The organism is Humibacillus xanthopallidus, from assembly GCF_044793955.1.
GTDB lineage: Bacteria > Actinomycetota > Actinomycetes > Actinomycetales > Dermatophilaceae > Humibacillus > Humibacillus xanthopallidus_C.
Genome location: NZ_CP084995.1, coordinates 2,861,139 through 2,888,064, shown reverse-complemented (window position 1 = coordinate 2,888,064; position 26,926 = coordinate 2,861,139). Strand labels below are relative to the sequence as shown.

At 68.8% G+C, this 26,926-nt stretch carries 26 protein-coding genes and 1 tRNA gene; 10 read left to right on the top strand and 17 right to left on the bottom strand.

Features of this window, described 5'->3' with window-relative positions:
• Nucleotides 1-565 precede the first annotated feature (565 nt).
• Complete coding sequence (locus tag LG278_RS12880; protein WP_404387418.1) at nt 566-1,324, top strand: carboxypeptidase regulatory-like domain-containing protein; 759 nt, start codon at nt 566-568, stop codon at nt 1,322-1,324.
• A gap of 207 nt (nt 1,325-1,531) precedes the next feature.
• Nucleotides 1,532-1,870 (top strand): ANTAR domain-containing protein, encoded by a 339-nt coding sequence (locus tag LG278_RS12875; RefSeq protein ID WP_404387416.1) that lies wholly within the window; start codon nt 1,532-1,534, stop codon nt 1,868-1,870.
• A 293-nt stretch (nt 1,871-2,163) separates the two neighbouring features.
• Here LG278_RS12875 and LG278_RS12870 read toward each other — a convergent pair whose 3' ends face one another.
• The 4 genes from LG278_RS12870 to LG278_RS12855 all read right to left on the bottom strand — a co-directional run bounded on the left by LG278_RS12870 (nt 2,164) and on the right by LG278_RS12855 (nt 4,495).
• Nucleotides 2,164-2,640, bottom strand: a complete 477-nt coding sequence (locus LG278_RS12870) for a hypothetical protein (protein ID WP_404387415.1) — start codon at nt 2,638-2,640, stop codon at nt 2,164-2,166.
• 129 nt (nt 2,641-2,769) lie between these two features.
• Nucleotides 2,770-3,912 (bottom strand): tyrosine-type recombinase/integrase, encoded by a 1,143-nt coding sequence (locus LG278_RS12865; protein ID WP_404387413.1) that lies wholly within the window; start codon nt 3,910-3,912, stop codon nt 2,770-2,772.
• 101 nt (nt 3,913-4,013) lie between these two features.
• Complete coding sequence (locus tag LG278_RS12860) at nt 4,014-4,172, bottom strand: hypothetical protein (RefSeq protein ID WP_404387411.1); 159 nt, start codon at nt 4,170-4,172, stop codon at nt 4,014-4,016.
• Nucleotides 4,173-4,177: 5 nt separating this feature from the next.
• Entirely contained in the window at nt 4,178-4,495 is a 318-nt protein-coding gene (locus LG278_RS12855) for a hypothetical protein (RefSeq protein ID WP_404387410.1), read from the bottom strand.
• A 634-nt stretch (nt 4,496-5,129) separates the two neighbouring features.
• Here LG278_RS12855 and LG278_RS12850 point away from each other — a divergent pair.
• Entirely contained in the window at nt 5,130-6,188 is a 1,059-nt protein-coding gene (locus tag LG278_RS12850; RefSeq protein WP_404387408.1) for a hypothetical protein, read from the top strand.
• Between the two features lie 620 nt (nt 6,189-6,808).
• Here the strand turns inward: LG278_RS12850 and LG278_RS12845 are convergent.
• Nucleotides 6,809-7,429: a GyrI-like domain-containing protein gene (locus LG278_RS12845; protein ID WP_404387406.1), complete on the bottom strand. Its 621-nt coding sequence runs from the start codon at nt 7,427-7,429 to the stop codon at nt 6,809-6,811.
• 314 nt (nt 7,430-7,743) lie between these two features.
• Between LG278_RS12845 and LG278_RS12840 the strand changes: the two genes are divergently transcribed.
• Nucleotides 7,744-8,028: a hypothetical protein gene (locus LG278_RS12840; RefSeq protein WP_404387404.1), complete on the top strand. Its 285-nt coding sequence runs from the start codon at nt 7,744-7,746 to the stop codon at nt 8,026-8,028.
• Nucleotides 8,029-8,396: 368 nt separating this feature from the next.
• Nucleotides 8,397-9,092: a GPP34 family phosphoprotein gene (locus tag LG278_RS12835; RefSeq protein WP_404387403.1), complete on the top strand. Its 696-nt coding sequence runs from the start codon at nt 8,397-8,399 to the stop codon at nt 9,090-9,092.
• Nucleotides 9,093-9,374: 282 nt separating this feature from the next.
• Here LG278_RS12835 and LG278_RS12830 read toward each other — a convergent pair whose 3' ends face one another.
• From LG278_RS12830 to LG278_RS12820, 3 genes are all read right to left on the bottom strand, one after another.
• Nucleotides 9,375-11,219 carry a hypothetical protein gene (locus LG278_RS12830; protein WP_404387402.1) on the bottom strand — a complete coding sequence of 615 codons (1,845 nt, stop codon included), beginning with the start codon at nt 11,217-11,219 and terminating at the stop codon, nt 9,375-9,377.
• 195 nt (nt 11,220-11,414) lie between these two features.
• Nucleotides 11,415-12,452, bottom strand: a complete 1,038-nt coding sequence (locus LG278_RS12825) for a DUF3987 domain-containing protein (RefSeq protein ID WP_404387400.1) — start codon at nt 12,450-12,452, stop codon at nt 11,415-11,417.
• Between the two features lie 377 nt (nt 12,453-12,829).
• Entirely contained in the window at nt 12,830-13,177 is a 348-nt protein-coding gene (locus LG278_RS12820) for a helix-turn-helix domain-containing protein (protein ID WP_404387398.1), read from the bottom strand.
• Nucleotides 13,178-13,217: 40 nt separating this feature from the next.
• Between LG278_RS12820 and LG278_RS12815 the strand changes: the two genes are divergently transcribed.
• Together LG278_RS12815 and LG278_RS12810 are read left to right on the top strand one after the other, a co-directional pair.
• Entirely contained in the window at nt 13,218-13,853 is a 636-nt protein-coding gene (locus tag LG278_RS12815; protein ID WP_404387396.1) for a helix-turn-helix domain-containing protein, read from the top strand.
• Between the two features lie 58 nt (nt 13,854-13,911).
• Nucleotides 13,912-15,006, top strand: coding sequence for a tyrosine-type recombinase/integrase (locus LG278_RS12810; RefSeq protein ID WP_404387394.1), 1,095 nt, complete (start codon nt 13,912-13,914; stop codon nt 15,004-15,006).
• 155 nt (nt 15,007-15,161) lie between these two features.
• On the opposite strand, the gene LG278_RS12805 is transcribed toward LG278_RS12810, so the two are convergent.
• A tRNA-Ile gene (locus LG278_RS12805) sits at nt 15,162-15,238 on the bottom strand.
• A gap of 121 nt (nt 15,239-15,359) precedes the next feature.
• Between LG278_RS12805 and LG278_RS12800 the strand changes: the two genes are divergently transcribed.
• Entirely contained in the window at nt 15,360-15,701 is a 342-nt protein-coding gene (locus LG278_RS12800) for a non-heme iron oxygenase ferredoxin subunit (RefSeq protein WP_404387392.1), read from the top strand.
• 290 nt (nt 15,702-15,991) lie between these two features.
• Entirely contained in the window at nt 15,992-16,507 is a 516-nt protein-coding gene (locus LG278_RS12795; protein WP_404387390.1) for a DUF3145 domain-containing protein, read from the top strand.
• A gap of 147 nt (nt 16,508-16,654) precedes the next feature.
• On the opposite strand, the gene fabF is transcribed toward LG278_RS12795, so the two are convergent.
• The 8 genes from fabF to LG278_RS12755 all read right to left on the bottom strand — a co-directional run bounded on the left by fabF (nt 16,655) and on the right by LG278_RS12755 (nt 25,530).
• Nucleotides 16,655-17,905 carry a beta-ketoacyl-ACP synthase II gene (fabF, locus tag LG278_RS12790; RefSeq protein ID WP_404387388.1) on the bottom strand — a complete coding sequence of 417 codons (1,251 nt, stop codon included), beginning with the start codon at nt 17,903-17,905 and terminating at the stop codon, nt 16,655-16,657.
• A gap of 209 nt (nt 17,906-18,114) precedes the next feature.
• Entirely contained in the window at nt 18,115-18,363 is a 249-nt protein-coding gene (locus tag LG278_RS12785; protein WP_404387386.1) for an acyl carrier protein, read from the bottom strand.
• A 104-nt stretch (nt 18,364-18,467) separates the two neighbouring features.
• The gene (locus LG278_RS12780) at nt 18,468-19,526 is read right to left on the bottom strand and encodes a beta-ketoacyl-ACP synthase III (RefSeq protein ID WP_404387384.1); all 1,059 of its coding nucleotides are present in this window, start codon (nt 19,524-19,526) and stop codon (nt 18,468-18,470) included.
• Nucleotides 19,523-20,512, bottom strand: a complete 990-nt coding sequence (locus LG278_RS12775; RefSeq protein WP_404393638.1) for an ACP S-malonyltransferase — start codon at nt 20,510-20,512, stop codon at nt 19,523-19,525. Before LG278_RS12775 ends, LG278_RS12780 begins: the two co-directional genes overlap by 4 nt.
• A 46-nt stretch (nt 20,513-20,558) precedes the next feature.
• On the bottom strand, nt 20,559-21,890 hold the full coding sequence (locus tag LG278_RS12770) for a PucR family transcriptional regulator (RefSeq protein WP_404387382.1): 1,332 nt from the start codon (nt 21,888-21,890) through the stop codon (nt 20,559-20,561).
• Nucleotides 21,891-21,962: 72 nt separating this feature from the next.
• Entirely contained in the window at nt 21,963-24,200 is a 2,238-nt protein-coding gene (locus tag LG278_RS12765; protein ID WP_404387380.1) for an N-acetylmuramoyl-L-alanine amidase, read from the bottom strand.
• Between the two features lie 117 nt (nt 24,201-24,317).
• Entirely contained in the window at nt 24,318-25,031 is a 714-nt protein-coding gene (locus tag LG278_RS12760; RefSeq protein ID WP_404387378.1) for a class I SAM-dependent methyltransferase, read from the bottom strand.
• A gap of 34 nt (nt 25,032-25,065) precedes the next feature.
• Entirely contained in the window at nt 25,066-25,530 is a 465-nt protein-coding gene (locus LG278_RS12755) for an SRPBCC family protein (protein ID WP_404387376.1), read from the bottom strand.
• 228 nt (nt 25,531-25,758) lie between these two features.
• Here LG278_RS12755 and LG278_RS12750 point away from each other — a divergent pair, with 228 nt between their 5' ends.
• Entirely contained in the window at nt 25,759-26,919 is a 1,161-nt protein-coding gene (locus LG278_RS12750; protein ID WP_404387374.1) for a glycerophosphodiester phosphodiesterase, read from the top strand.
• The last annotated feature ends 7 nt before the right edge of the window (nt 26,920-26,926 follow it).

The window sequence follows — 26,926 nt, the reverse complement described above, 5'->3', positions numbered from 1 at the left end:
GCCTGCGCTCGGGGCCTTCGCTGGTCACATGCTGAGCGGTGGTGGCCGTCGAGCCGTCGTGGCCTGATGGGTCACCCGGGCGAGGAGCTAAGACGGCAGCCGCGGCATCGCGGCTCGTGACGGCCCTGCGAGGCCCCACCGCAACCCCCGAGCCAAGCCTGGCGGATACCAAACCCGCTCGGGAGGCGATAAGCACGTCACCGGCCGAGCCACTCTGTTGGACCCAAACGACGCCGCTGCCTATGCCTTACCCAATCCCGCCGGAGCGGCGTGGGGGCAATGCTTTACGGAGTCGATCCTTCGCGGTCTCCCGCTCCCGTCAGCCCACGGTGCTCGTCAGAACACTGGCCGATCCTGACGTGGCGTGATCCATCGGAGGTGCCCTTCACGCACGACGAGCCGACCGGCTCCACGGGCACCATCGTCAGGGCCCCGTCATGCGCCAGGGCCGCAGGGACGTTCGGCACTTACAGGGACCAGTCGGTCACTGCAGGGTGGTTGTGAGGGGAGAACCTCGATCGCACATGAGCTCCACAAAGGAGAGGTCATGAAACTAGGAAGATGGATGGCATCGGTCGCGGCGGCTCTGTTGAGCCTGGGGGCGTTGGCCGCACCGGTGATGGCGGCGGACGCGGTCACCGGGCAGATCGTTTACGAGGCGACACCGGCGGTCTTCGACTACGTCACCGATCCGGTCACTGAGGAGACCACCACCATCGTGGTGTCACCGCCGGTATATCAGCCTGTGATGGCGACGGTGATCGCGTACGGCCCGGGGCAGGGTGGGGGTCCTGCCAAGCAGGTGGCTTCGGTCCCGACGGACGCGGACGGGACGTTCAGCATCGCGGGCCTGACCCAGAACGTCTACCTCCAGGTGCTGCCGGTGTCCTCCGACTGGCAGCCGGGCTGGCTGTGGGTCGAGTACATGTCCGATGACCCGTTGTTCGCCAGCTACGTGCAACGCAGTGCCCCGCCGGTCTTCGACGTGACGCCGTCGATGGACCTCGGCATGATCCAGCTGCAGACCGCTCTGGCCAACGGTCGCGTGGTCGATCTCGTCACAGGGCAGCCCATCGCAGGTGCCACGGTGCGGTACGACCCCGTCGAGGGCGGACGCAAGGCCTTCTCGACGACGACCGACGTCACCGGTGTGTACACGTTCGCAGGGCTGGACTACGAGGAGTACTCGATCCGGGTCAGCGCCCGCAAGTACGTCGGGGGCTACCTCGGTGCCGAGAACCTGCTCTATGCCAGCTTCGGTGAGGCTGGCACGTGGCCGGGTGGACCGTTGCCGGGTGACGTGATCAAGATGGCGCGGCGGTGAGGACATCCTCGTGTGACGAGGGCGTGGGTGCTGGCGTAAACCAGCGCCCATGCTCTTGGCGGCGGCAGAGGGTGAGCACTGGTGCGGTAGCCCGGCCGGAATGTGCCACAGATCGCGTCGTCTTCTCCTCTTGTCCCGTCGTGGCTAGGGTGTCTGTCGATGGAGCACAGATCTGGCCTTCAGCCCGACCGTTGCAGGAGCGGCACGATGACGACCACCCCTCACCCCACGCCGGAGCCCACGCTGGCAGCCGAGACCGCAGTTGCTGATCCTGTCGCCGCCGACGCTCTGACAGAGACCGAGAAGTTCATCTTGGAGATGCTGGAACGCCTGGACGCCGCCGATGCGAAGGCAGAGCACCTGCAGCTCGCCTTGCAGCACAGCCGGGACATCGGAGCCGCGGTCGGGATCCTGATGTCGCAACACAAGATGCAGCAGGCCGAAGCGTTCGAGCTGCTCCGGGAGACCAGCCAGGACCAGAACCGCAAGCTGTACGAGTTGGCGATGGACGTGGTCAACACCGGCGAGCTCCCCTCGCGCCACTGAACCGAAGAGGTCAAGCGGTAACGACCCGAACGCCTCGGCCGATGAACGGGTCGAAGGGCACTGCCTCGACCCCCGAGGGCGTGGTGCCCTTCCCTCTGGCGTCTCCTCTGATCAAATGTCGAGGAGCGCATCGCCGCCTCAGCCTTTTACTTGACCAGAACGCCGCCAACACTCGACTCGCATGTTCGCAGTGCTGCATCGGTCACCCCCACCGGGCCATCGGCGGCCTCTCGCCTGAGCCGCTGCGCCCAGGCACCATGGGCGCACCAGACAGCTGGCCTTTCGCAGGGCTGTCAGATTCTTGTGGAGTCTGGGGCCGCGTCATCGAGAAGCTGCGCTCTCGTGACGTGGAGGCCGTGCGCCAACAGGCTGCTGAGGACGAGCACGAACTCCTGACTGTCGTGCACCTTCACGGCGAGGACGCTGGCGGGTCCGTTGCGCTCCACGACCTCGCAATACGGCCACAGGTCAACGCAGTCCACGTCACCCAGCACCACCACCTCGGCCCTCACGGGCACCATCTGGTGGACGAGCCACTCGAGCGTTCCCCGTAGGGTCTGAGGCCGCCGGGAGAGCCAGCAAAGTGCGTCGCATGACGTTGCGGTGCCCGTCCGCCGAGCGTGGCGTCGAGGTCTCAGCTCGGTCAGGGCGATCACCAGGGCCTCGTAGGCGAGGCTGGTGCGGACGAGGTGGACGTGGATGACCCACGCCTTCTTGAGGCCGTCCTGGGCCGCTCTGAGGGCTCTGGTGAGCCGTTCTCGAGGGGACACACTGTTCTCCTTCTGGTGGTCGTCGTGAGTTCCGTTGGGCCATGGAGAAGCCCGGCCACCAAGGGCGGTGCCGGGCTCAGGTTGTTGTGCGGTCTGCGTGACGCTGTCTTCGTGTCCTTCCTGGCGGCGTCAGGTGCCGGTGATGGTGGTGGCGAGGTGGTCGGCGGCCCGTTCGGCTCCGGCGGGGGTGATCTGGCTGTACACATCCGCCGTGATCGAGATGGACGAATGACCGAGACGCCTGCTGACGGACAGCAGGGACTCGCCTCCTTCGAGGCCGAGGGAGGCGGACGTGTGTCGCAGGTCGTGCAGCCGGATCCGGGGGAGCCCGAGCTGGTTGACGAGAGTCAGGAAGTGCCTCGATACGTAGGTCGGGCTGTAGTGGCCTCCGCTGTCGTTCGGGAAGGCGGGGCGGGTGTCGAAGTGGGCGTCCGGCTCCCAGGGGTGGGCGAGGACGGCGCGGCGGTGCATCGCCTTGAGCAGCTCGAGGGTGGCCTTGTCGACGGCGATCGTCCGTCTCCCGGAGTCGGACTTCGGCGGACCCACGTGAAGCTGCCCGTTGATGCTGGTGACCTGCCGGGTGATGGTGAGGGTGCCGGTGTCGAGGGCGAGGTCGCCCCACTGCAGCCCGATCCCTTCGCCGCGTCTCATCCCGGTGAGCAGCAGCAGCCGGTAGAGGACGTGCAGGTGGTCATCGTGAATGCCGGTGAGGAACAGGGCGGCCTCGTCGCGGCTCCAGACCGTCGTGGAGGGCTTCTCGGGTCGGGGGAGCTCGACGGTGGCGGCGGGGTTGCGCCGGATCAGGCCCTGCCTCACGGCGGTATTGAGGGCGCTGTTGAGGGTGGCGAGGATGGAGCGTTGGGTACGGGCGTTGATCGGACGCTCCCGGGCGTGGTTGCTGTCGACGATGCGCTGGAAGACGGCGGCGATGTGCTTGGCACGCAGGTCCGCCAGCTTGAGATGGGACAGCTCGGGGATGAAGATCTGCTCGATGTGCCGGGCGTACCCGAGCCGGGTGGAGGGTCGGATGGCCTGTTTCGTGCTCAGCCAGTCGGTCAGGTACTGGGCGACGGTGACCTTGTTGTCGTAGGTCTCCCCGGCTCGTAGCTCCGTGGTGGTTCGGGCGAGCCAGGCTTGGGCGTCGCGTTTGGTGTCGTGGCTGGTGGTTCGCTGCCTGCGTCTGCCGGAGGCGTCGGGTGGCAGGTCGATGACGGCCCGCCACCGGGTGTATGAGCCGTCAGGCTTCTGACGGCGGTAGATGTGACCTTGCATGGGATCGTTCCCTTCTTGGGTCGCTCTTGGGTATGGGAAGAGCCCGGACGCCGTTCTGGCGCGGGGCTCGCTGTGGGTGCGGTGCTTTACGGGGGGTCGCTTCAGTCGCTGAGGTCGGTGAGGGTGTCGACCCGGCGGCTGAGCTCGTCGAGGGCGGCGTTGAGCTTGAGCTGGGCGTTGGCCATCTCGAGGGCGGAGTCGGCCAGGTACCGTCCTAGGTCCTCGGTGCTCATCGCGGTCAGGCGGGGCTCGTCGTTCATCCTGCTCACCTTGTGTCGGAGAGTCGTGGCCGGTAGACCGGCGGTGGCATCTTCGGCCCGAAGGCCTGGTCGGCGAGGGTCTGCGCTTCGGTCCACGCGGAGACGAACGCCTGGAGGGCGTCCCGGTCGGTGACGTACACGACGACGCGTCCGACCCTTACCGCGATCTGACCCTGACCCGTCCCGACCAGCGGAGCGGTGGCCTGGACGGTGCTGTCCTGCGGGCCGGTGGCGATCACCTGGGCAGCAACCTCGAAGGTGCTGGTGTTGCGGGGGAGCGCCGGTGGCAGTTCGCGGCGGGGGAGTGTGGAGAGCTGAGACATCATTGACTCCTGACATGAGGAAAGGCCCCACGCAAATGCGTGGAGCCTGAAAGCTGCAATCCTTCGATCAACGCTCTCTTGATGTGAACGTCTTCAAAGGATCACCGTCAGGTTTCTCCAGTCCATGTTCACTGAACGTGGTTATCCCGACACCTCCATTATCCCACAAATCACACAACTAATCCATTGTTCAGTGCTGATATGGGTCCATTGCATTGCCGGGCACAGTGTAGGGATGAAGGAAGTGTTCCCCCGATCATCGGGAGGCACCGCGTCAAGGCGCTCGAGGGCGCAGCGACAACGGCTGGCGTCGATCCGCATCCTGCGGGGAAGAGCTGCCAGGCGGTCACCGACGGCCTGGGCTCCGCCGATCGGGTAACGGTCCATTGCGATCGTGCAGCAGTCTCTGGCCGCTTACCTTGCCCGATGGTGAGGTGGCCACGCTCAACTGGAAGGACCCTCAGTGAGGGCGAACGCCTGCAGCGGCGACCCCGGTCGCGGGTCGTGCAAAGTGCTTCGGGTGGGCTCGGCCATTCCAGAGTCACAGCGGCGCTGATCTGTCAGCGTGGAGAGGCGGGTACCACCTTCCTTTGCCGCCACATGAGGGGCGCGGCGGGGATCTCAACGAGAAGGGATGGCCACGATGGACAACGACGACACGAAGGCCAGCGCCGAGAATCGCCCCGGCGGCGACGAGGTCGCGAGTCTGCAGAAGGGCTACGAGAAGCACCTGGAGAAGGCTCGAGCAGACCACGGGCAGAAGCTTGACGGGCAGCTCAAGGCGCTCGAGAAGCTGTCCAAGAAGTACGAGAAGGACGCTCGCAAGGGCGCTGACAAAGCGGGGCTCGACGTCGAGGCGATGCGAGCCGACTTCGAGGCGGCAGGGGAGGGCGACCCAGAGGGCACACTGGCGCGGTTCGAGAAGGCGCGGGCCGCTTGGGCACCGCGCTTGGCCAAGGCGGTCGCGGCGACAGGGGCCGACCCGACACAGGGCGCGGCGGAGGCGAGGGCGGTTCTTGGCGACGACGTGCCCGAGGATCTGCCCGAGGCGGGCACCCGCGACGCCGACCGGGCGCTGTCCTCTCAGGGACTGGTCGGGTACTCGGTCGACATCGCGTCATGGTGGGTCCCACCGCCCCCGCCACCTCCACCGCCCCCCGCGGTGTCGACGCTGACCATTCCCAAGCCGTACACGCTCGGGTCGACGGCGGGTGGCGCGAGCGCGGACCGCAACACCGGACGGCTCTCCAGCTACAACTCGGTGATCGTCGGCGTGCAGCAACACCTGGCCTCAGTCGGGGGATCCTTCCTAGCGGACGCCGCGGTGCGCCGGATCCGGGTCGAGACGGTGATCGACGCCTCCTACTGGACGAACCTGGCGGCAACGTGGGGGTATGCGTCGGCCGAGGTGATCCTCAACCTCAAGGTGATGGACGGCGCGACGGTCCGTGGCAGTCAGCGGCTGAGCCTGGTCCGCACGATCGGTGCAGTGTTCTGGATCGCAGGCAACAGCGGCTCGGGGGCGTACACGCTGGCATGCGAGTTCGCCCACGCCTACGGCACACCGAAGACGTATGCCGCCCTCGTGGAGCTCGAGACATGGGCTGGGGGTGGGGGCGTGCTCGTCGTCTCGCCCGCGTCAGCATCCGGGACCGCGACGCCACGAAACGTGACCGTCACGCTGATGCGATGATGGCGCGACCTGCGACCCGCCACTGGTAGTACACGACGATCCCACCCGGGATGCGCTTTACCAGGACGGGGAGGGTCCCTTGACCACCTTGACGTCGCGATTAGCGTCGCTCGAGGGCCTGATCCGACACGTGAATTGGATGCCCTCTCGCTGGGACCGAGAGGGCATCCACCTGGTAGGCACCCGTGGTATCCCGGGTGCAACGAGGGCGGCGTCGGTGCCTTCTGGGGAGGACGTGACGCGTCGTATCGTCCACGTCGAAGGCGGAGGCCGCTGACTGCGCGGTGATGCGGGAATGCAGTGCCAGTGCACCCGGCTGACGAGCCGGTCCCGAGCTTCGGCCTCCTAGCCTGCGCCATGAGTGGTCTCGTCCGCCCAGCTGCGATGCCGAAGCCGTGGGCTCGCGAGTGATCCGACTGGGGTAGTCATGACGATCCTCGACCCAACTGGAATAGCTCGGAACACAGACCATCAGCGTGCCCGGACGCGGCCAAGTGCCGATCAAACCGGAAATGGTTCTCATTACCAAACTTCAGGTGTCGTCCATGAAGGCATTTCATTATGTGGCAGGCCGAGCGCGAGGCGAGAAGGTAGTTGGGGTTGCAGCCGTCTGAACCTGGTCACGCGGCGGTGTAGGGCTGTCTGATTATGGTGCGCAGCTTGTCGGGATCTGCCCGGCGTGGGTCGCCCAGGTAGATCTCATGGTGTTTGTGCCGATGGCCGTCCAAGGCGAACCCGTGCTCTCGGATGAAGTCGTGCAGCTTCGCGATCGTGGATGCCTCGGTGGCGTACGGCCCGACGTGAAGCACCTGCGCGGCCCGGCCTTCCTCGAAGGAGGTCAGCCTCAGCTCTGCGGCGGCGGGCAGCGATGTCTTGGCGGCCGCCTGATGAGCCAGATGCGTGAGTCGGTCGTCGGTGACGGCGTTCGGTTGGCGGATCATCAGGGTCCAGTGCCACTGCGACCTGTCACCGGTCAGGAACGTGCTGAGGTCCTCCGCCCACCAGAGACCCTCGAGCGCGGAGACTTTGAAGTTCGGGCCGCCGACCTTCTTGACGTCGAACTTGGCTGCGTAGGACACGGAGTACAACGCCTTGACCGCGGCGGAGTAGGCCGGGCTCGTGTTCGGGTCGCCGTGCCCGTCCAGGCATAGGAACCTGAGGCAGGGCACCTCGACGAGCCGTGGTGCCGTCGTGGCGCGGTACAGCAGTTCGATGCGATGGCCATCGTTCGTGGGCGTCAAGCTAGAGCATCCTTCCGAGGCAGCCTTATTGCGAGCTCCTTCCGCTACCCACCGCGGCGGCTCCTGGCCTGCGGGGGCGGTCACGACATCGTCTCGCCGGACCGGTGATCGACACAGTGCCAGAGGTCCCACCTCACTTCGGGGCGACTCTCTCGTCGAACAACTCTGGCCCTCACTTGCTGGCGCGGGGTCTTCCCGCTCGAGACAGCGGGACTTTCGGCACTGGGCGCTGCGTCAACAGGGGGCTTGGCTGAGGCATGGGGGATAGGCCCCACCGAGTCGAGCCACCGACCCGCCCCGAGGAGGAAGACATCATGAGTACATCAGTTCAAAACCAAGGTCCAACACGCGTTACACCGACACACGGAACCGGATTCGCGACAACCAGTCTGGTTCTGGGGATCCTCGCGCTGCTCTTCAGCTTCATCCCGCTGGTGAACGTGGTGACGTTCCCTCTCGCAGTCATCGCGCTGGTTCTCGGTGGGATCGCCATGACGAAGCAGTACCAAGGACATGGCATGGCCATCACCGGGGTGGTGACTTCTGTCCTTTCACTCGGCGTCGTCATCACCATGCTCACGGTGTTTGCCAGCTCGTGAGCTCATCTGTGAAGCGCGGAGCGAGCGGGGGCACCAATTAGAAGACGCCGGACTCGGTCGACATCACCTAGCGGATGTTCCGGCACCTTCTCGGCGGGCTGGACTACCCGTTCACGGCGCAAACGTCGAAGCGGTGCCTAGCGAAATGACCGTGCCGACCACCGAGGGTGGCATGTGGTGCTGCGGTTATCCGGAGCCCAGGTCGTGTGCCTGCGGCCGGAGGGCTCAGGCACCCACCTGACGATCGAGGATCGCACCGTCAGGGGCCGCGAGAATCCCGGTGCTTGCCCCTCTCGCAGCGCGGATCGAGACGGCGATGGTGCGGATGCACCAGCCGATGGACGCAGAGATTAAGGAGCTCCTCGAACATGACCACTTCCCTCGTACTGTCTCTCCCGGCGGAGCTGCTCCTTCTCGTCCTCGACGACGATGGCAACCTCCGAGTCGACTCCACCAAACGCAAGGCGGCGGTGGCCGGTGCCGCCGTGCTGCAGCTCGTCCTCGACGGTGTCCTTGACCTTGAGCCCGGGGAACCCGGGCGCGCCCGTCTGGTCGCACGACCCGGCGCGGCGACGCTGCAGTCGGCGGTGCTGGAGCAAGCAAAGGAGCGGGCCGTGGGCCACACTCCCAAGGACGCAGTCGCCCGCATCGGCGGAGCATCCGACTGGAAGGGCAGGGCCAAGGACATCCAAGAGTCCGTGCTGGACGAGCTGGCCGCCGCGGGTGTGCTAGATCGCTTCCAGCACAGGCACCTGGGCCTGTTCACGTCCACGTCCTGGCCACTTCGCCGACCAGAGGTGCGCTCCGACATTCAGGCCCGGATCGACACCGCTCTCGACGGTGGCCCGCCTGACGCCCAAGCGGCCGCCCTTGTCGGAATCCTGAACGCCATCGACCTGCTGCCCAAGCTCTTCCCCCGGCGGGACAAGAAGGCGATGCGGCGTGTAGCCGAGCAGATCGGTGAACTGGGCTGGGCGGGAGAGGCGGTCGCGCAGGCGATCAGCCAGGTCCAGGCTGCGGTGATCGCCTCCGTCGTCGTCTCCACCACTGCCGCCAACAGCTGACGTTCAGTGCTCTGAAGCCCGGGGTTTCGGTCGCCCATCCACCAGGTGAAGGGCCGTGGATCGTGGAAGCAAAGGGCATCGCGTCGCAGCTGCTGGTCGCTGAAAATTCGGGTCTTGTCCGACGGCACCATGCAGATGCGGAATAGGACCACAACGGCGACGCGCAGCGCTCGCGCGCTACTTCACTCGAACGCGCGTCGACGGCCGGAAGGGCGCTTCTCGGATCCGGGCGCGCATGCGTCGCACACGACGTCCATGCCAGAGGGCTGGGTGGCCACCCGATCATGCGGTTCTCTCCGAGTGCGATTCCCGGATCGCCTGCCGCAGATCGCCCACCCGCACCCCGAAGTCGCCGGGTTGCCCATATCGCTGGCGAGCCCGCTGAAACACCTCGCGGTCGAGGTCCGCCTGGTGCTGGTTCTGGACTTGCCATGCCGACCGCGCCTCCCGTTCCCTGGCGTATTGAGCCGCTCGGGAGGCCAACTTGCCGGAGAAGCCGTGGCTGTCAGCGACGGCGTCGAGATCGCCTGATGGGTCGATCTCCCAGATGACATCGGGCGTGCGACGGGCCAAGCCGTCACGTTCGAACGCCTGGAGCTGGCGGCGCACCGTTTGGGGCGTCCTCCCGCTTCGTGCAACGAGCTCGTTCACTGTGGCGCTGCCCCCTGTCAGGCCGTCGAAGATGTGCTTAGCGGAGGAGCCAACAGCTGCCCAGTAGTCATGTATGGACGTGTAGGAGATGGCGACCAATTCGTCGTCGGCCAACACTCGGTTTGGGACCAGCAGGCGGTACCGAGCTGCCAGGCCGCGGGGACTACCGGGGTGTACCTCCTGGAGCCAGCCTTCCTTTGCAAGGAACTTCAGGGCGCGTCGAGCGGTGTCCACAGCGCAACCGGCGTGCTGCGCCAGATCTCGGAGGCTGAAGTCGAACTCGATGCGTCCTAGGCTCAGGGCCACGTCGAGGATCGCGTTGAGCACTACCCACTGGGTTGCTCCACCTCTGCCAGGCCATGGTCTGCGGGCCTGTTGCTGGAGGTACTGGATGAGCTCAAGTGCCTCCTCCCGTGTTCGGATGGGAGGTAGAGCCTCCGCTCGTAGCCGGGCTGCTTCCCAGGCTTGACTGACCGCCGTCGGCAGCTCATGAGGGCGTCTCCAAGAGGATGAGGCGTTCCTGCTGTCCGTGACCTGGGCAAGGAACTGCTCGTAGGTGAGCCCTCTTTGCATGGCGTGCAGCGCGACACCCTGTAGAGCGTCAGACCGGGTGGGGTAGGTGCTTCCGCCTGGTCGTTTGAGGTTGGTTGTCTTGGTCGTGCTCAAGACGTCTTGGAACTCCCGGCTGAGCCCATGACCGGCCGCAGTGTTCGCTGAGGGTGATGGGCGTACACACACTCCACCCCCCTCGCCCTGTGAGAATCTGTGTGTACGACGATCACCCTGATCCAGGCCTGCGACAGGTCCCCCGAGGCTAACGCCCAGGATGTCGGCGAGCTGAGATGGATCCTGAGGCTGCGGCTTCATGGTCCCCCAGACGTGCACCGGCTGGGGGTTGTCTGGGTCCTTGTGGTTGTGGGTACCCGGCGGTCGAAGGACATCGTTGTCGTTGATCTTCGAGTCCTTGGCTCCGATGTAGGTCTTCAGCCCACGGCACAGCGCTGTGTGGTCATCGGCGCTCACAGCCCGCGTCAGCGGCACGTAGACATGGAAGTGGCCGGGTGAGCCGGAGGCGATTGCGAAGCCTCCAAGGCGGGCCAGCTTCTCGTGGTCGAACTCGCTGCCGTCGAAGTCGGCATGTACGAGGTGTCGGCTGACTGCGGTCCCCTTGGTCCTCTTCTCCGTGGCCAGGATGTAGGGGGTGATGTAGACCTCGAGGCCAGCTGCGTTCTGCTCGAGGATCCAGTCGATGGTTCGTTCCCGGTCCTTCGGCCACTTGAAGTGGTTCTCCCTCCATGAGGGCTTGATCCGGCCCAGTCGGCCCGCCCTCCTCAGGGTGGGGCAGTGGATGTAGCCAACGTCATCGGCGAAGAGGAGGTCGAGGAACGTGGAGAGCTGCTGCCGGGCATGGTCCGGTGGGGGTTGGTCGCCCCGATCGTGACCCGGGGTGGGGCTGGGAGGGGTGGGCCGAATCATGCCGACCTCACGATGCTTCGGGAACGAAGGAAGAAGAAACAACCGGCCTGATCCGCCGGTAGGCGGTCGCGGGTCGGCCGCCAGTACGGATCTCGGTCCGCTCGTAGGTTCCGTCTGCGGTCAGGCGGGCGATGATCGAGTCGAGCGTCGCCGCGTTGACGTTGCCCGAGAACAGGGCAGAGATCTGCGTTCTGGTCAGGGTTGCTCGGGGGCCTCGTCGATGGCCTTGCGGATCTTGTCGAGCTTGCGGTCGCCCGAGAGGTCGCCCAGCAGGTAGTGGGCGGATTCCATCGAGTAGCGCACGAGCGCCCATGCGGCGTTCAGGTGGTCTTCGCTGATCTTGTCCACACCGTCGAGCACCGCATAAAGGGCAGCGATGCGCAGGGTGTGGGGAGCGGCCCGCTGGATGAACTCACCCCAGGCAGATTCGTCCTCGCTCAGGGCGGAGAGGTCGGCGTGGATCTCACCCCAGAGCCTCTCGGCGTCCCCGTCGAGGGTGAGCTTGCCCATCCCCCTGGTTCGCCCGATGGCGTCACTGAGTTCTCGACCCAGCTGGGACTTGAGGGCTTCTGACATGCCTGGAGGCAGGGGCAGCATCTTTGACCGCTCGACGTACAAGGGCAGCAGTCGGTTGTACGTGCCACCCGCCAGGTCGCGTGCCGACATGCGCCTGCGGAACTCCTGCGGGGTGATGTGGCCCACGACTGCTACGTGAGAGGAGGAGGCACGGATCTGGTTCCGAGTCAGTACCTGTAGGGGGCCACCGTCCCAGGCGGCACGCAACACCGGCGACAGGGTGTTCCCCGGGCGTGTGGCGCAGATCATGGCTCGCGCGAACTCCGGCTCGATCACGAGCAGGCGCTTGTCCTCCGTCCCTGCCCGCCTCGACTTCGGCCCTCCACCCTCATCGCCTTCGTCGGGGTCCCTGATCCGCTCGATCAGGCCCTCGCCGGAAGACAGGCCGGTGGCCGTAAGGGTGTCCAGTTCCGGATCTGCGGCTCGCAAGACGATCATCGCGGAGGACGTGGCCTCGCCCTTGCGGCCTGCTCCGGTGCGTCCCACCAGCAGCGGGGAGATCAGCAGCGGGTGCCTCGTGTTGCCGATCTGAAGGTGGGGGCCGGGACCAATGAGGACCCCGACGCCAGCCATGAGGGAGCCCAGAACACCGGCCTTATCGGCTTCCGTCGTCGGATCAACAGCCTCGACGTTCCTGCCTAGGAGCCCGTAGTACATCGCGGGGTCCGGCCGAGGGCCGCCCCGTACGTCACTCTTCGGCGCGGGTTGGATGACGTTCACGGGCTCGCGCGGGCTGGGCTCCGACTTGTCTGGGCTTAGGTAAGGGGTAGTCATCGTCCGGCCTTAGCGCTTGCGGGCGTCACGACGTGGATCGCAGATGAGGGCAGCCGGTGTTCCCCGTGGGCTGCCGCCAGCCCGTAAGTTCGCGGGGCTAGTGGCCCCGCCGGGGGACGGATTGATCGGTCGTCTGGTTCGCTACTGTTCACTGTGGGAACTCCTCATGGTTTAGGTCCTGGTGGTTGTGTCCCGCGTCCCCATCGAGTTCGAGCTCGGTGGGGACACTTGTAGGTGCGATCTGGGAGCGCGGCGGACCCCTACGGGCGGCTTGGGCCGTGCCCGGGTGCCCAAGTCCCGCTCCGGTCGCCAGCGTCGACGGGCTCCCCATCGGTCTGGTCTCCTGTTTCTGAAGGCACGAGGCCCAGTCCTTGGCCTCGGCCTGAGCTCAAATCGCCCCCAAGGAGCAACTCGAGCTGGGCCAAGGGCACCACCAATCGTCGGCCGAGCCGGAGCGTTGGGATCTCGCCCTTCGCGGCTGCCCGGTATGCGGCGTCCCGGCCGATGCCCAGCAGGCGGCCAGCCTCGGGCACGGTGCAGGTGAGCCGACTGTTCTGGTGAGGCGTCACATCTCTCGCCCTCCTTCGACGGGGCCAACTCGTCGGCATCCGACATTATTCCTGACCCACGGACGCGTACACTTGCGGCATGGCAACCACCACGTCTGACCTGCCCGATGTCGAGCCGAGCCTGGGCTTCGTGGTGGGCACCAACTGTCAGGCCCTCCGCCTGGAGGCCCAACTGACCCAGGATGAACTTGTTGCGCGTCTGCACATGCTGGGGCTGCGGTGGAAGCGCTCGAACTTGTCCGCGCTGGAGGGCGGTGAGCGCGCACGCCCCGCCCTCGCAGAACTCGTGCTGTTGGCGGTGGCCTTCAAACGACCGGTCGGGGACCTCCTGTCCGGCACCGGCCACGTCAGGCTTGCAACTCACGGCCCCTCAGTGAGGCTGGCCGATCTGCGCAGCTTTCTGTCCGGGGGTCCGACACCCGCCGAACTGGAAGCTCAGCTGAGCACCCCAATGGGTGACCCAGCCAACCCGCTCCCTCCACCGGCGGAGCGTGACATGGCACGGCGACTCGGTGTGCCGATCAGCTGGATCTTTGATGCCGCGGAACAGCAGTGGGGACACACGTTGACCGAGGAGCGAGACCGCCGCGTGGAGTCCATGAGCGACACGACCGACGAGAACCGCAGGACACGTCGGGCCAGCATGACGAAACAGTTGGAAGTGTCAGTGCAGAAGCTCGTTGAGCGGAGGCAGTTGGGCCATGACTACAAGTAGAGGGCCGCAGGGCAGGATGCGTGATGGGCTCGTCCAGCGAGGCAGCACCTGGTCCTATGTGATCAGGGTCCAGAACCCCGCGACAGGAACCTCTACGCCGCGCTGGGTCGGTGGCTTCCCGACCCGCAAGAGCGCGAAGGACGCTCGCGACGCCGCACGGCACGCCATCAACCGGGGAACATACGTCGCCCCGCGGGATCTCACGGTCGGCGAGTGGCTGGACCGCTGGATCGACGCCCACGCCGTCACGCTCAAGCCGTCGACCGCGAAGTCGTACCGGGACAACATCGACCGATATCTAGGGCCGTCTGTCGGCAGTGTCCGCCTGCAGGCGCTCTCGCCCTCTCGTCTCTCCCTAGCGTTCAAGGACCTCTACGAGCACGGCGGCAAGGACGGACGACCGCTCTCGCCCCGCACCGTGGAGTTCGCTCGGGCCGTGCTTCGGCGAGCGCTTCAAGACGCAGTCCTCGACCGCGTGCTGGAGGTCAACCCTGTGGTGGGCACGAAGCGGCCCAAGGTCACCAAACCCAAGCATGCGACCTGGACGGGGGACCAGCTTCACACCTTCCTGGATGGACTCGGTGAGCGCGAGCGGTGGGCTGCGCTGTGGACGCTTGCAGCCGCCACAGGCATGCGGCGGGGGGAGTTGCTCGCATTGCGGTGGTGTGACGTAGACCTTGACGCTGGCATCGTCCACATCGAGCGCTCTGTCACCCAAATCAGACAGCAACGTATCTACGTCACGCCGAAGAACCACGAGCGCCGCGATGTCGCCGTAGATGCCCACACGGTCACTGCGCTGCGGTCGTGGCGGAAGACCCAGATGGCCGAGCGACTCGAGTGGGGACCGGCATACCGTGGTGACGAGGAGCTTGTGTTCACGTGGGAGGACGGTCGGCCAGTCCTGCCCGACTACGTCACGAAGGCCTTCGGTGACCGCTCGGCGTCGCTTGAAGCCCCGCGGCTGAAGTTGCACGAGCTGCGCCACACGCACGCCACGATGCTGTTGCGAAACGGTGTGCCCGTGCATGTCGTGGCGAGGCGGCTCGGCCACAAGGACCCCTCCGTCACGCTGAACGTGTACGCGGACGCAATCCCCGACGACGACGGGCGAGCCGTAGAGGTCTTCTCCAAGGCCGTCTACGGCCCGTAGCAGGAGCATGGGCCTCACTCCGGGTGGGCACCCAGGTCCTCCAACGACAGGGGGCGCAGCAGCCTCTTCAGCGGGTGGTGTTAGCAGACTGTTAGCAGAGTGACCCAATGCTGTAGCCACGCGCGAGGACTGCGGCCTGCTGACCTGCAAGGACTTGGTGGGGCAGCAGGGGCTTGAACCCTGGACCGACGGATTATGAGTCCGCTGCTCTGACCGGCTGAGCTACTGCCCCCACCTCGGTGGAGCACTCCCACCGAGGACGCTGGGAGTCTAGCGACCGCCGTCGGGCTCGCTCGCCACACCCTCTAGGCTCGCGGAGGACCAGCAGCCGAGGGACGTGAGGGACGAGAACCATGAGTGACGCCATCCGCGTGGCCGCCGTCGACGACGTGGCGCCCGGTGAGGCGCTCGTCCTGCCGACCGACCTGACGGGCACGACCGAGGCCATCTCGCTCTTCCGCGACGACGACGGCACCTACTACGCCCTCGACGACACCTGCTCGCACGAGGACGCGTCGCTCGCCGAGGGGTGGATCGAGGCGGGCGAGGTCGAGTGTCCCCTCCACGCGACCCGCTTCTGCCTCGCCGACGGGGTGCCGCAGTGTCTGCCCGCGACCAAGCCGGTCGCCACCCACAAGGTCGAGCTGCGCGGTGACGAGGTCTTCGTCCACCCCGGGGTGCCAGCCACCGCCTGAGCGCCCTCGCGCCACGTCAACGTCATGCAGAACGCACGCCCTGGTGTGCACTTTGCATGACACCGCGACGTGACGCCGCCACGACCCGCGACCTGCCGCCGCGAGCACCTGTGGCGCTCGTTCCAAGAGAGACCTCTGGTGCGGGTGTGCTGCGTGGTGCACAATGGTCCGGTGCCCTCGCAAGCGGGCACGCGGCATACCTGAAGTGAAGAGCGGCACGACGAGCACCGCGAGCACGACTCGGCCAGCAGGCGTTGGGGAAGACGTCCCTGCACACCGAGGAGGTTCGGATGTCTGTCGCGTTGCCGCGCACCATGACACGTGGGGTCGTGTTCGTACACGGAGCCCCAGCGGTGCTGTGCCCCCACATCACGTGGGCCATCGAGGCCGTTCTCGATCGTCGGGTCACCCTCGACTGGATGCCCCAGCCGGCTGCGCCCCGGCACCTGCGGGCCGAGCTGAGCTGGATGGGCCCCGCGGGCACCGGCGCCGAGCTCGCCAGCGCCCTGCGCGGCTGGGACTCGCTGCGCTACGAGGTCACCGAGGAGCCCTCGCCCGGGTGCGACGGGTCGCGGTGGTCCTACACGCCGCGGCTGGGCATCCACCACGCCATGACGTCGGCCTCGGGCGACGCCGTCGTGCAGGAGGACCGCCTTCGAGAAGCGCTGCTGCGCACTCGCGGCGACGTCGACGCCCTCCAGGACGAGATCGACCTGCTCCTCGGCCTGCCCTGGGACGAGGAGCTCGAGGTCTTCCGGCACGCGGGTGACGGCGCCCCGGTGCGCTGGCTGCACCAGGTCGGTTGAGCCACAGGCGTCCCGACTGCCCGTCCTCCAGCGCGGCAGTCGGGACGACGAGGGCCCGGGGGGTTCGTGCCCCCGGGCCCTCGTCGTGTCGTGCTGTCGTGCTGTGGTCGGCCCACCCCGGCGGTATGCCGTGTGGCCGGCTGGCGCTCAGTAGCTGCGGACCGCCAGGGCGACGTTGTGGCCGCCGAAGCCGAACGAGTTGTTGAGCGCCGCGATGTCGCCGTCGGGCAGCGTCTGGTGCTCGCCCGTCACGACGTTGAGCGGGATCTCGGGGTCCTGCTCGTCGAGGTTGATGGTCGCCGGCACGAGGCGGTGGTGCACCGAGAGGATCGTGATGACCGCCTCGAGCGCGCCGGCCGCACCGAGCAGGTGGCCGGTCATCGACTTCGTCGCCGTCACCGACATGTTGTCGGTGTGGTCGCCGAAGGCCCGCTTGATCGCGTTGTACTCGGCCACGTCGCCGACGGGGGTCGACGTCGCGTGGGCGTTGATGTGCAGGATGTCGGTGGGCGCGAGGTCGGCGCGCTCGACGGCGTAGAGCATCGCGCGCGAGGCCCCGGACCCGTTGGGCTCCGGCGCGGTGATGTGGTGGGCGTCGGCCGACATGCCGACGCTGGCGAGCTCGGCATAGATGCGGGCGCCACGGGCCTTGGCGTGCTCCTCCGACTCGAGCACGATGACGGCCGCACCCTCGCCGAGCACGAAGCCGTCGCGGCCGGTGTCGTAGGGGCGCGACGCCGCGGCCGGGTCGTCGTTGCGGGTCGAGAGGGCCTGCATCGCGGCGAAGCCGGCGATCGGCAGCGGGTGCACGGCGGCCTCGGTGCCGCCGGCGACGACGATGTCGGCGCGGCCCGTGCGGATCATGTCGATGGCGTAGCCCATGCTCTCCGCACCGGAGGCGCAGGCGCTGACGGTCGTGTGGGCACCGGCGCGTGCACCGAGGTCGAGCGAGACGGCTGCGGCAGGACCGTTGGGCATGAGCATCGGGACGGCCAGGGGATAGACCCGGCGAGGGCCCTTCTCCTTGAGCACGTCCCACTGGTCGAGCAGCGTCCACACACCGCCGATGCCCGAGCCGATGGCCGCGCCGAGGCGCTCCGGGTCGACCTCGGGGGCGCCGGCGTCAGCCCACGCCTCACGGGCGGCGATGAGGGCGTACTGGCTCGACGGGTCGAGGCGCCGGGTCTCCACCTTGGTCAGCACGTCGATGGGCGCGGTGGCGATGAGCGCGGCGAAGGTGACGGGCAGCTCGTACTTCGAGACCCAGTCGAAGTCCATCGGGCGGGCGCCGGACCGGCCGGCGAGGATGGCTTCCCACGTCTCGGGGACGGTGCCGCCCACTGGCGTGGTCGCACCGAGTCCGGTGACCACGACACGGCGGTCGCGAATGGACGTCATGGTGACGTGCTCCTCTGGGTCGGGTGAAGGGGATGGTGCGGTGCTGGTCCTGCTGGTCCTGCTGGTCCTGCTGGGCGGTGCGGTGGTGCTGTGAGTGCTGCTGTGCTCTGTGCGGGTGGTGCCTCAGCGGCGGACGGCTGCCGCTGACGCGAGCCACGTGACCGGCGCTGACGCGCTGCCCGCGCCGGCCACGTGGACGTCGGCGACGGTCAGGCCTGGGCGCCGTTGATGAACGTGACGGCGTCGCGCACCGTCTTGAGGTTCTTGACCTCGCTGTCGGGGATGCGCACGCCGAACTTCTCCTCCGCGTTGACGACGATCGTCATCATCGAGAGGGAGTCGATGTCGAGGTCCTCGGTGAAGGACTTGTCCATCTCGACGGACGCGGTGTCGATACCGGTCTCCTCGTTGACGATCTCGGCGAGACCGTCGAGGATCTCCTGCTCGGACTGAGCCATCTGGGTGCTCCTTGTGTCGTGTGGTGTTCTCGTCTGTCATCCGAAGTGGATGTCATGCCGTTGGCCCGAATGACCCGTCGGGACCGGCGGGAGCTGGGAGGTGCCTAGGGCAACACGACGACCTGAGCGGCATACGCGAGCCCGGCGCCGAAGCCGATCTGCAGCGCGAGACCACCGCTCGCGACCTCGCCCTCGGCGAGCATGCGGGCCGTGGCGAGCGGCACGGAGGCCGCCGAGGTGTTGGCGGTCGTGACGATGTCGCGGGCGACGGGGATGTCGGCCGGCAGCTTGAGCTGCTTGACCATCGCGTCGATGATGCGGATGTTGGCCTGGTGGGGGATGAAGGCGTCGAGGTCGGCGGCCGTGATGCCGGCGGCGTCGATCGCCTGCTGGGCGACGGGCGCCATGCCCCAGACGGCCCAGCGGAAGACGGACTGACCGGCCATGCCGATGTTGGGCCACACGGCCTTGTCGGCCTGGGCGTCCTTCCAGGACTCGCGCACCTCGGTCCAAGCCTGCCGCTGGCTGATGGCATCGCGCTGGGCTCCGTCGGTGCCCCACACCGTCGGGCCGATGCCGGGGGTGTCGCTGGGGCCGATGACGCAGGCGCCGGCGCCGTCGCCGAAGATGAAGGCGCTGCCGCGGTCGTAGGGGTCGGTGAAGTCGCTGAGCTTCTCGACGCCGACGACGAGCACGTAGTCGGCCGAGCCGGCCTTGACCATGTCGCTGGCCATCGCCACGCCGTAGCAGTAGCCGGCGCACGCCGCCGAGATGTCGACGGCCGGAGCGGTCGAGCCGAGCCGGTAGGCCAGCTCGGGTGCGGCAGCCGGAGTCTGGTAGGGGTGGGTGACCGTGGCGACCAGGACGAAACCGATCTGGTCGGGCGTGATGCCCGCGTGCTCGAGAGCCTGCCGTGAGGCGTGCTCGGCCATGTCGATGACGCTCTCGTCGTCGGCGGCGAAGTGGCGGCTGACGATGCCCGACCGCTCCCGGATCCACTCGTCGCTCGAGTCGATCTTGTCGACGATCTCGGAGTTCATCACGACGCGCTCGGGCCGGTAGGCCCCGACCCCCAGCATGCGGGAGTGGCGCGGCGAGCGGTTGTCGACGATCGTGCCGGTGCCCTTGGGGGTGGGCGGTGTGGAGGCGGTGGGTGAGGTCACTGGTTGCCTTCTCGAGGGGAGGTGGTGGCGGTGTCACCGTGGGTCTCGACGAGCGCACGTGCCGCGTCGAGGTCGTCGGGGGTCTTGAGGGCCACGGACTCGACGCCGGGCATCGCCCGCTTGGCGAGTCCGACGAGCGTGCCGGCCGGTGCGAGCTCGAGCAGCCCGGTGACGCCGAGGTCGACGAGCGTCGCCATGCACTGGTCCCAGCGCACGGGGTTGCTCACCTGGCGCACGAGCCGGGTCACGACGTCGGCGCCAACGGTCACGGCGCCGCCGTCGGCGTTCGACAGCAGGGTGAGGGTCGGGTCGGCGGGTGACAGGTCGGATGCGGCGGCGGCGAGGGCCTCCACCGCGGGGGCCATGTGGCGCGTGTGGAAGGCGCCGGCCACCTGGAGCGGGATGACCCGCGCCTTGGCGGGCGGGTCTGTGCGGAAGGCCTCGATCTGCTCGAGCGTGCCTGCCGCGACGACCTGCCCCGCGCCGTTGACGTTGGCCGGGGTGAGGCCGTGGCGCTCGATCGTGGCGAGCACCTCGTCGGCGTCACCGCCGAGGACGGCAGCCATGCCGGTGGGCGTGACGGCGCTGGCCTCGGCCATGGCGCGGCCGCGGGTCGCGACGAGCGACATGGCCTGCTCGCCGCTCATGACGCCGGCGAGGGCCGTCGCGGTGAACTCGCCGACGGAGTGGCCGGCGAGCACGGCGCCGGTCGCCGCGAGGGGTGAGCCGCTCGCGCTCCCGGCTGGCGGGGACGCCGAGGGCAGCAGAGCGCCCGCGGTGACGAGGCCGGCGGCGACGATGAGCGGCTGGGCGACGGCCGTGTCCTTGATGGTGTCGGCGTCGGACACGGTGCCGTGCGCCACGAGGTCGAGCCCCGCAGCCTCGCCGAGAGCCTCGAGCCGGGCGCGCACGCCGTCGAGCTCGAGCCACGGGGACAGGAAGCCGGGGGTTTGGGAGCCCTGACCAGGGCACACGATCGCTAGCACGAGTTCCACCCTTCCGCGTTACCGACGAGGACCCTGCCACCGATTGTCACGAAGTCACGCCCGATCCTTTGGAGGAATCCTCCAAGAGGGACCGCGGCACGAGGTCGGGCTGGCGACCCGGCGGCACGGCATACGGCTCAACCTTCGAGCCCAACGTACTGCGTGCGCGGACCCTCTGGGGAGGGGCGGCGACGGCGGCGGGCCGGCTCTCTCCGGAGAGGCGGCCGAGGGCGAGGGCGATGCGCACGACCCAGGCCTCCCGTGGGGTGGCGAGGTCGTAGCCGGTGAGGTCGCTGATGCGCCCGAGGCGGTAGCGCACGGTGTTGGCGTGCACGAAGAGGGTGCGCGCCGTCGCCTCGAGCGACCCGCCCGTCTCGAGGTAGGCGGTGGCCGTCCGCAGCAGAGGCGCCTGGGCCGCGGCCATGAGGGGGCGGTGCACCCGGTCGACGAGGATGCGCCGAGCGGGCTGGTCACCGGCCAGGGCGCGCTCGGGCAGCAGCGCCTCGGACTCGACGATGCGGGGGGCGTCGGGCCAGGCGGGCGCGGCCGAGAGCCCACTGAGGGCGGCACGCGCGGAGCGTCCGGCGGCGAAGAGGTGCGGCACCGTCGGGCCGACGACGATGGGCCCGGGGCCGAAGGAGTCGCCGACGGCCCGCACGACCTCGAGCACGTCGCGGGTGCCACCGATGATGGCGATGAGGCGAGAGCGCTGGACGATCGCGAGGGCCTCGACACCGTGCTGGCGCACGGCCCGCCGGAGCTCGTCGATGGCCGGCACCGTGCTGCCGCGTCCTGCCGGGGTGCTGCCGACGACGAACGTGACGTGCGCGACCTCACCCCACCCGAGCGCGCTCGCCCGCGACTGCATCGAGTCGTCGGCCTCTCCGCGCAGGACGGCGTCGACGACGAGGGCCTCGAGGCGGGCGTCCCACGCACCGCGCGCCTCGGCGGCGCCGGCGTAGACCTCGGCCGCGGCGAAGGCGATCTCGCGGGAGAAGCGCAGCACCGACTCGCGGAGCAGCTGCTCGTCGCCGGGGCCCGCGAGGCTGGGGGCCCGCGACTCGACGACGTCGACGACCGTGCGCACGAGGTCGAGCGTGTGACGCAGGCTGACGGTGCGGGTCAGCTCCTGGGGCGCGTTGGCGAAGATCGAGATGGCGGAGGCGGACTGGTCGTCCTGACGGAACCACGCGATGAACTGCGAGATGCCCGCCTGGGCGACGAGCCCCACCTGCGAGCGCTCCTCGGCGGAGAGGTCGCGATACCAGACGAGGTTCTCCTCCATCTGGCGCACGGCGAGCGTCGAGAGCTCACCGGCGCTGCGCTCGACAGCGAGCGTCGTCGAGGCGCTCACCCGCTGCCGCGACGAAGGGGTCATTCGTCCAGCCTAGAACGGCGGGCCCGGGGACGCTTGTAGGGCGACGACAAAAGCGGCATGGCCGACCTGGTCTCAGGGGGCGTAGTAGCCGTGCAGGTCGACGACGAGGTCGAGGTTGGCCGACCCCGACAGCAGGTCGATGGCACCGGCGCCGAGGGGCACCACGACCTGGTTGGAGACGATGCCTCCCGCCGGCAGGTTGAGGTTCGACGCGTTGGGTGCCGTCGTGCCTGTCGGGAAGGCGGTGACGAAGGTCGCGACGTCCGGGCGGACGCCGGTGACCGTCAGCACGACGGCCCTGGCTCCCGACGGCACCCCGGGCACGGTGAGGGTGAGGGGCGTCCTCGGCGCGACCCTGGCCTGGGGGGCGTAGAAGCCCGTCCGGGTGTCCATCACCCCCCGAGGCGAGAGCACGGTGAGCCGGTCGCCCGCTGTCGTCGAGTGCGCGCCGGCGAGGTCGGCGACGAGGTGCACGTCGGCAGAGCCGCTGTAGAACGTCACGGTGTTGCCGGTGCCCACCGGCACGGTGACGAGGTTGGCCACCGTGTCGCCGGGCCCGAGGTTGAGCGAGGACGCGTTGGGGCGTGCGGCGCCGCCGGGGTAGACCGAGACGTAGGTGGCCCTCGTCGCCCCGAGGGCGGTGACGTTGAGCGTGACCGCGCGCGTCGAGGTCGGCAGGTTCGGCAGGGCGACCGAGACCGCCGTGCCCGCCTTGAGGATGGAGCGCAGCCCGAGCCCGGAGCGGCTGTCGACGACGCGTCGAGGGCTGTTGGGCAGGTAGCCGAGGCTCGCGGTCGGGGTGCTGTAGCCCACGAGGTCGGCGATGAGGTGCACCGAGCCGGAGCTGTTGTAGAGGCTGACGGAGGCGCGGGGGCCGAGGCCCACCGTCACCTGGGTCGCGACCGTTCGACCGGTGACCACGTTGAGGTTCGACGCGGAGCGCCGGGCCTGGCCGCCCGGGAACACCGACACGAAGGTCGAGGCGGTGGCGCCGGTCGCGGTGACGTTCATTGTCACCGACGTGGCGTTGCTCGGCAGACCGGGCACGGTGAGGCCCAGGGTCCGACCGCCCGCGATCGCCACCGCCGGCGCGCCGATGCCGCTGCGGGTGTCGAGCACCCGCTTCGGGGTGACGGCGGTGTAGCGCGCCGGCGCCGCGACGTACTGCCCTGCCCCCCAGAGCGTCGCCGCCCCGGACCGGATCGTCGGCACCTGGGGGTATGCCGCGTCGCCGGGGCACGCCGTGAGGGAGAGGTCGCGGTGCCCCACCACCCGGGGAACTGTGACGACGGTGCCCTCGGGGTGGCGCGAGCTGCCACGGCTCGTCAGCACGACAGTGGCTGCGGGGTCGAAGGCCCAGCGGTCGGCCTGCCAGGCGAGCACCTTCTGGACCGCTGTGACGACTGCGGTCGGGAAGGGGGCGGAGGTGAAGTCGCCGATGACGGAGACGCCGAATGTCTCGCTGTTGAACCCCCCGGCGTGGGCGCCGAGCACCGCACCGGTGACGCTGCCGGTGCGCCCCTCGTAGGTGCGGCCGAAGCGGTCGACGAGCAGATGGTAGCCGATGTCGCACCAGCCCAGACTCACCGTGTGGTAGGCGAGGATGCCCCGCAGCACGCTCGGGACCTGGTCGGACGAGTAGCTGTTGGAGCCTGCCGTGTGGTGCACGACGCCGGCCTTGTAGCCGGCCAGGGGGTCGGGGTCGCACGGTCGGAGGCTCTCGTCGGCGCCCCACTGGGCCCGCCTGATGATCGTCGGCGAGGTCACCGACGCCGCGGCCGCGCCGGGACGCAGGCCCATGGTGGCGTCCGCATCGGAGCGTCCGCCGTCGACGAGGCGGGCGCGGAGATCCGGGGGAGCCTGCCCCGTCGACGACAGGGCACGCACCTCGATGCCGTCGGAGCCGGGAGCGACGAGGGGCTCGGTCCCCTCGATGGCACGGTCGGCCTCGGCAGAGTCGGGGTCGGGGCCGCTGTCGCCGAGGGTCTCGAGGACGTGCCAGGCGCCCCACCCCGCAGGTGTGTGGGTGCGCGCCTCGATGAGCAACCCAACGGGTCTGGCGCCCGAGAAGGTCAGCCCGGCGACGTCGAAGTCGACTCCCGTGCGGCTCAGCCGGGCCACGAGCGACCGGGCTCCCGGCGCGCTCCGCGGTGCGGCAGCGGGGTCGGTCGGAGAGGGCGTCACCGAGGGCACCGGGAGGCTGACGGTCGTCGGCCTCACCGGGACCGGCTGGGCCTCCACGGGCAGGACCGGCGACATCACCCCTCCCGCGGCGAGGGCGATGACGGCGAGCAGCGAGCGACGTCTCATGGAGACCTCCGAGGGGTAGTGGATCCCCGAATCCCCCCACGTGTCTACCAGTCCACCCCCGACTCCGCACGACGAGACGTCGGGATGGCCGGCTCCGTGTCGTGACGCAGCGGCCGCCTACCTCGCGGTGAGGATCGCGGTGTGGCCGGCGTAGGACCGCGGCCCGTCGAAGGGCGGCAGGGCGCCTGCCAGGCCCTCGTCGAACGTCGCGAGGTAGGCCGCCGCGGCGGCGTGGTCGTCGAAGGACGCCCGGGTCTCGATGTCGCGCTGGGCGACGTCCCCGAAGTGGCGGCGCAGCAGGGGGCCGGCGACCTCCGAGGTGAACTGCGTGACGAGCGGCTCCCCGCCCGCCTCGCGCAACAGACCGGCGAGGTGCGACTCGCCGTTCGTGGCGACGACGAGTGTCCCTCCGGGTCGCAGGACCCGGCGCAGCTCGGTGAGGACGGTCTCGAGGTCGGGCACGTGATAGAGCATCCATGCGGCGACGGCCACGTCGCAGGACTGGTCGGGCACGGGTAGCTCGTGGGCCGCGGCAACCACGGCGGGCACACCCACCGCTGCCGTGGACTCGACCATGGCGCGGGAGAGGTCCGTTGCGAGGTAGGTGACCTCCGGCAGCGCGTCGAGGATCGAGCGCGCCAGATGTCCTGTGCCGCAACCGATCTCGACCACGCTGTGCGGAGCGGCGTCGACGACGGTCTGGCGGAGCACGTCGGTGGGGGAGACACCCTCGGGCCCCGGACCCCAGACGCCTCGACGGGTCGCGAGGCGGCCCGTCGAGGCGTACTGGGTGCTCATGGCGTCGGGCGTCGTCATCTCGGTGCGGTGCATCCGCCCGACCCTAGCGACACCCGGCCGGCGTGACTCAGCTCGAGACGGTCTCGGCGAGTCGGCCGAGGCTGTCCTCCAGCTGGTCCTTGCTGACGAGCGGGAAGCTGACCTTCGAGAGGATCGCCTTGTCGGTCACCGCGCTCCAGTCGTAGGTCAGGCTGACCTGCGTGGACTCGGGACCGGTGGGCTCGAGCTGCCAGAGCCACTCCCAGCCGGGAGGGTCGGTGTCGGCAGGCGCAGTCTTCCACGCGAGCAGGGCGTTGTGCGAGTAGCCGGAGACGGTGTTGTCGGTCTGGTACTCGCCACCCATATGGTCGCCGGCCATGTTCATCCGGAAGACGTCGCCGACGTGCTGGATGCGCTCGGCCTTCTCGTCGGAGCGGACGAAGCCCGATCCGTCGAGGGCGACGTGACGCTTGGGGTTGCTCAGGACGTCGAAGATCTCGCTCGCAGAGGCGTCGATGGTGCGCTGGACGGTGATGCTCTTGCTCTCACTCATGGTGGGCTCGTACCCACCTCGCCCCCCGGTCCACCTCGTCCACCTCGTCCACCCGGTCCACGCCGTCCACCCGCCGGAGCCACGGGGTATGCGGCCCTCCCGGCGGTCGCGACGGCCGCTCCGTCGTCGAGGGGTTCAGGCCACCGTCACCTGATCGCCCGCTGCCTGCCCTCTCGCCGCCCTCTGGCGGTCGCCCGCCCGGCCCGTCGAGGCGATGGGCTGGGCGCCATGAGACGCATCCTCATGACCATCGTCCTCGCGCTCGTGGCGGCTGCCGCGCTCGCCACGATCGCTCCTGCAGCGCCGGCCCAGGCCCTGACCCGCACCGACGCCGGCTCGACCCCGGCCACCGGGGTGGGGCCGGCGCGTGGCCAGCGCGAACCCCTCGTCATCGGTCACCGTGGGGCCTCCGGCTACCGACCCGAGCACACCCTCGCCGCCTACGAGCTCGCCGCCAGGATGGGCGCCGACTTCATCGAGCCCGACCTCGTCTCGACGAAGGAAGGCGTGCTCGTCGCGCGACACGAGCCCGAGATCGGCGGCACCACCGACGTCGCCGAGCACCCCGAGTTCGCGGCACGCCGCACCACCAAGCTGGTCGACGGCCGCCCGGTCACCGGCTGGTTCACGACGGACTTCACGCTCGCCGAGCTCAAGACCCTGCGGGCGAAGGAGCGACTCCCGCTCGTGCGCCAGGAGAACACCATCTGGGACGGCTGGTTCGAGGTGCCGACCTTCGAGGAGGTGTTGCGGCTGCGCGAGCGGCTGAGCCGGGAGCTGCGCCGCACGATCGGGGTCTACCCGGAGACGAAGCACCCGACCTTCTTCCAGCAGCTGGGTCTCGCGCTCGAGCCCCGCGTCACCACGGCACTGCGGCGGCACGGGCTGGACCGCCCCACCGCGCCCGTCTTCGTGCAGTCCTTCGAGCTGACCAACCTCTACACCCTGCGAAACGCCCTGAGGCTCAAGGCTCCTCTGGTCTTCCTCAGCGGCACGGGCGCGCCCTACGACCTCGTGGCCCAAGGCGACCCGCGCACCTACGCCGACCTGCAGCAGCCGGAGAGTCTCGCGGTCCTCGCACGCACCATCGACGGGCTGGGCCCCGACAAGTCGCTCGTCATCCCGCGCAACGCGGACGGCACCCTCAGCTCGACGCCGACGAGTCTCGTGCGCGACGCCCACGCCGTCGGCCTGCTCGTGCACCCCTACACCTTCCGTGCGGAGAACACCTTCCTGCCGGCCGACTACCGGCTCGGGTCGGACCCCGCGGACCACGGCCGAGCGGTCGACGAGCAGGTGCGCTTCCTGCAGACCGGCATCGACGGGCTCTTCACCGACCAGCCCGACATCGGTGTCGCCGCCCGGGGCGCCTTCCTCAGGCAGCGCTGAGACACGA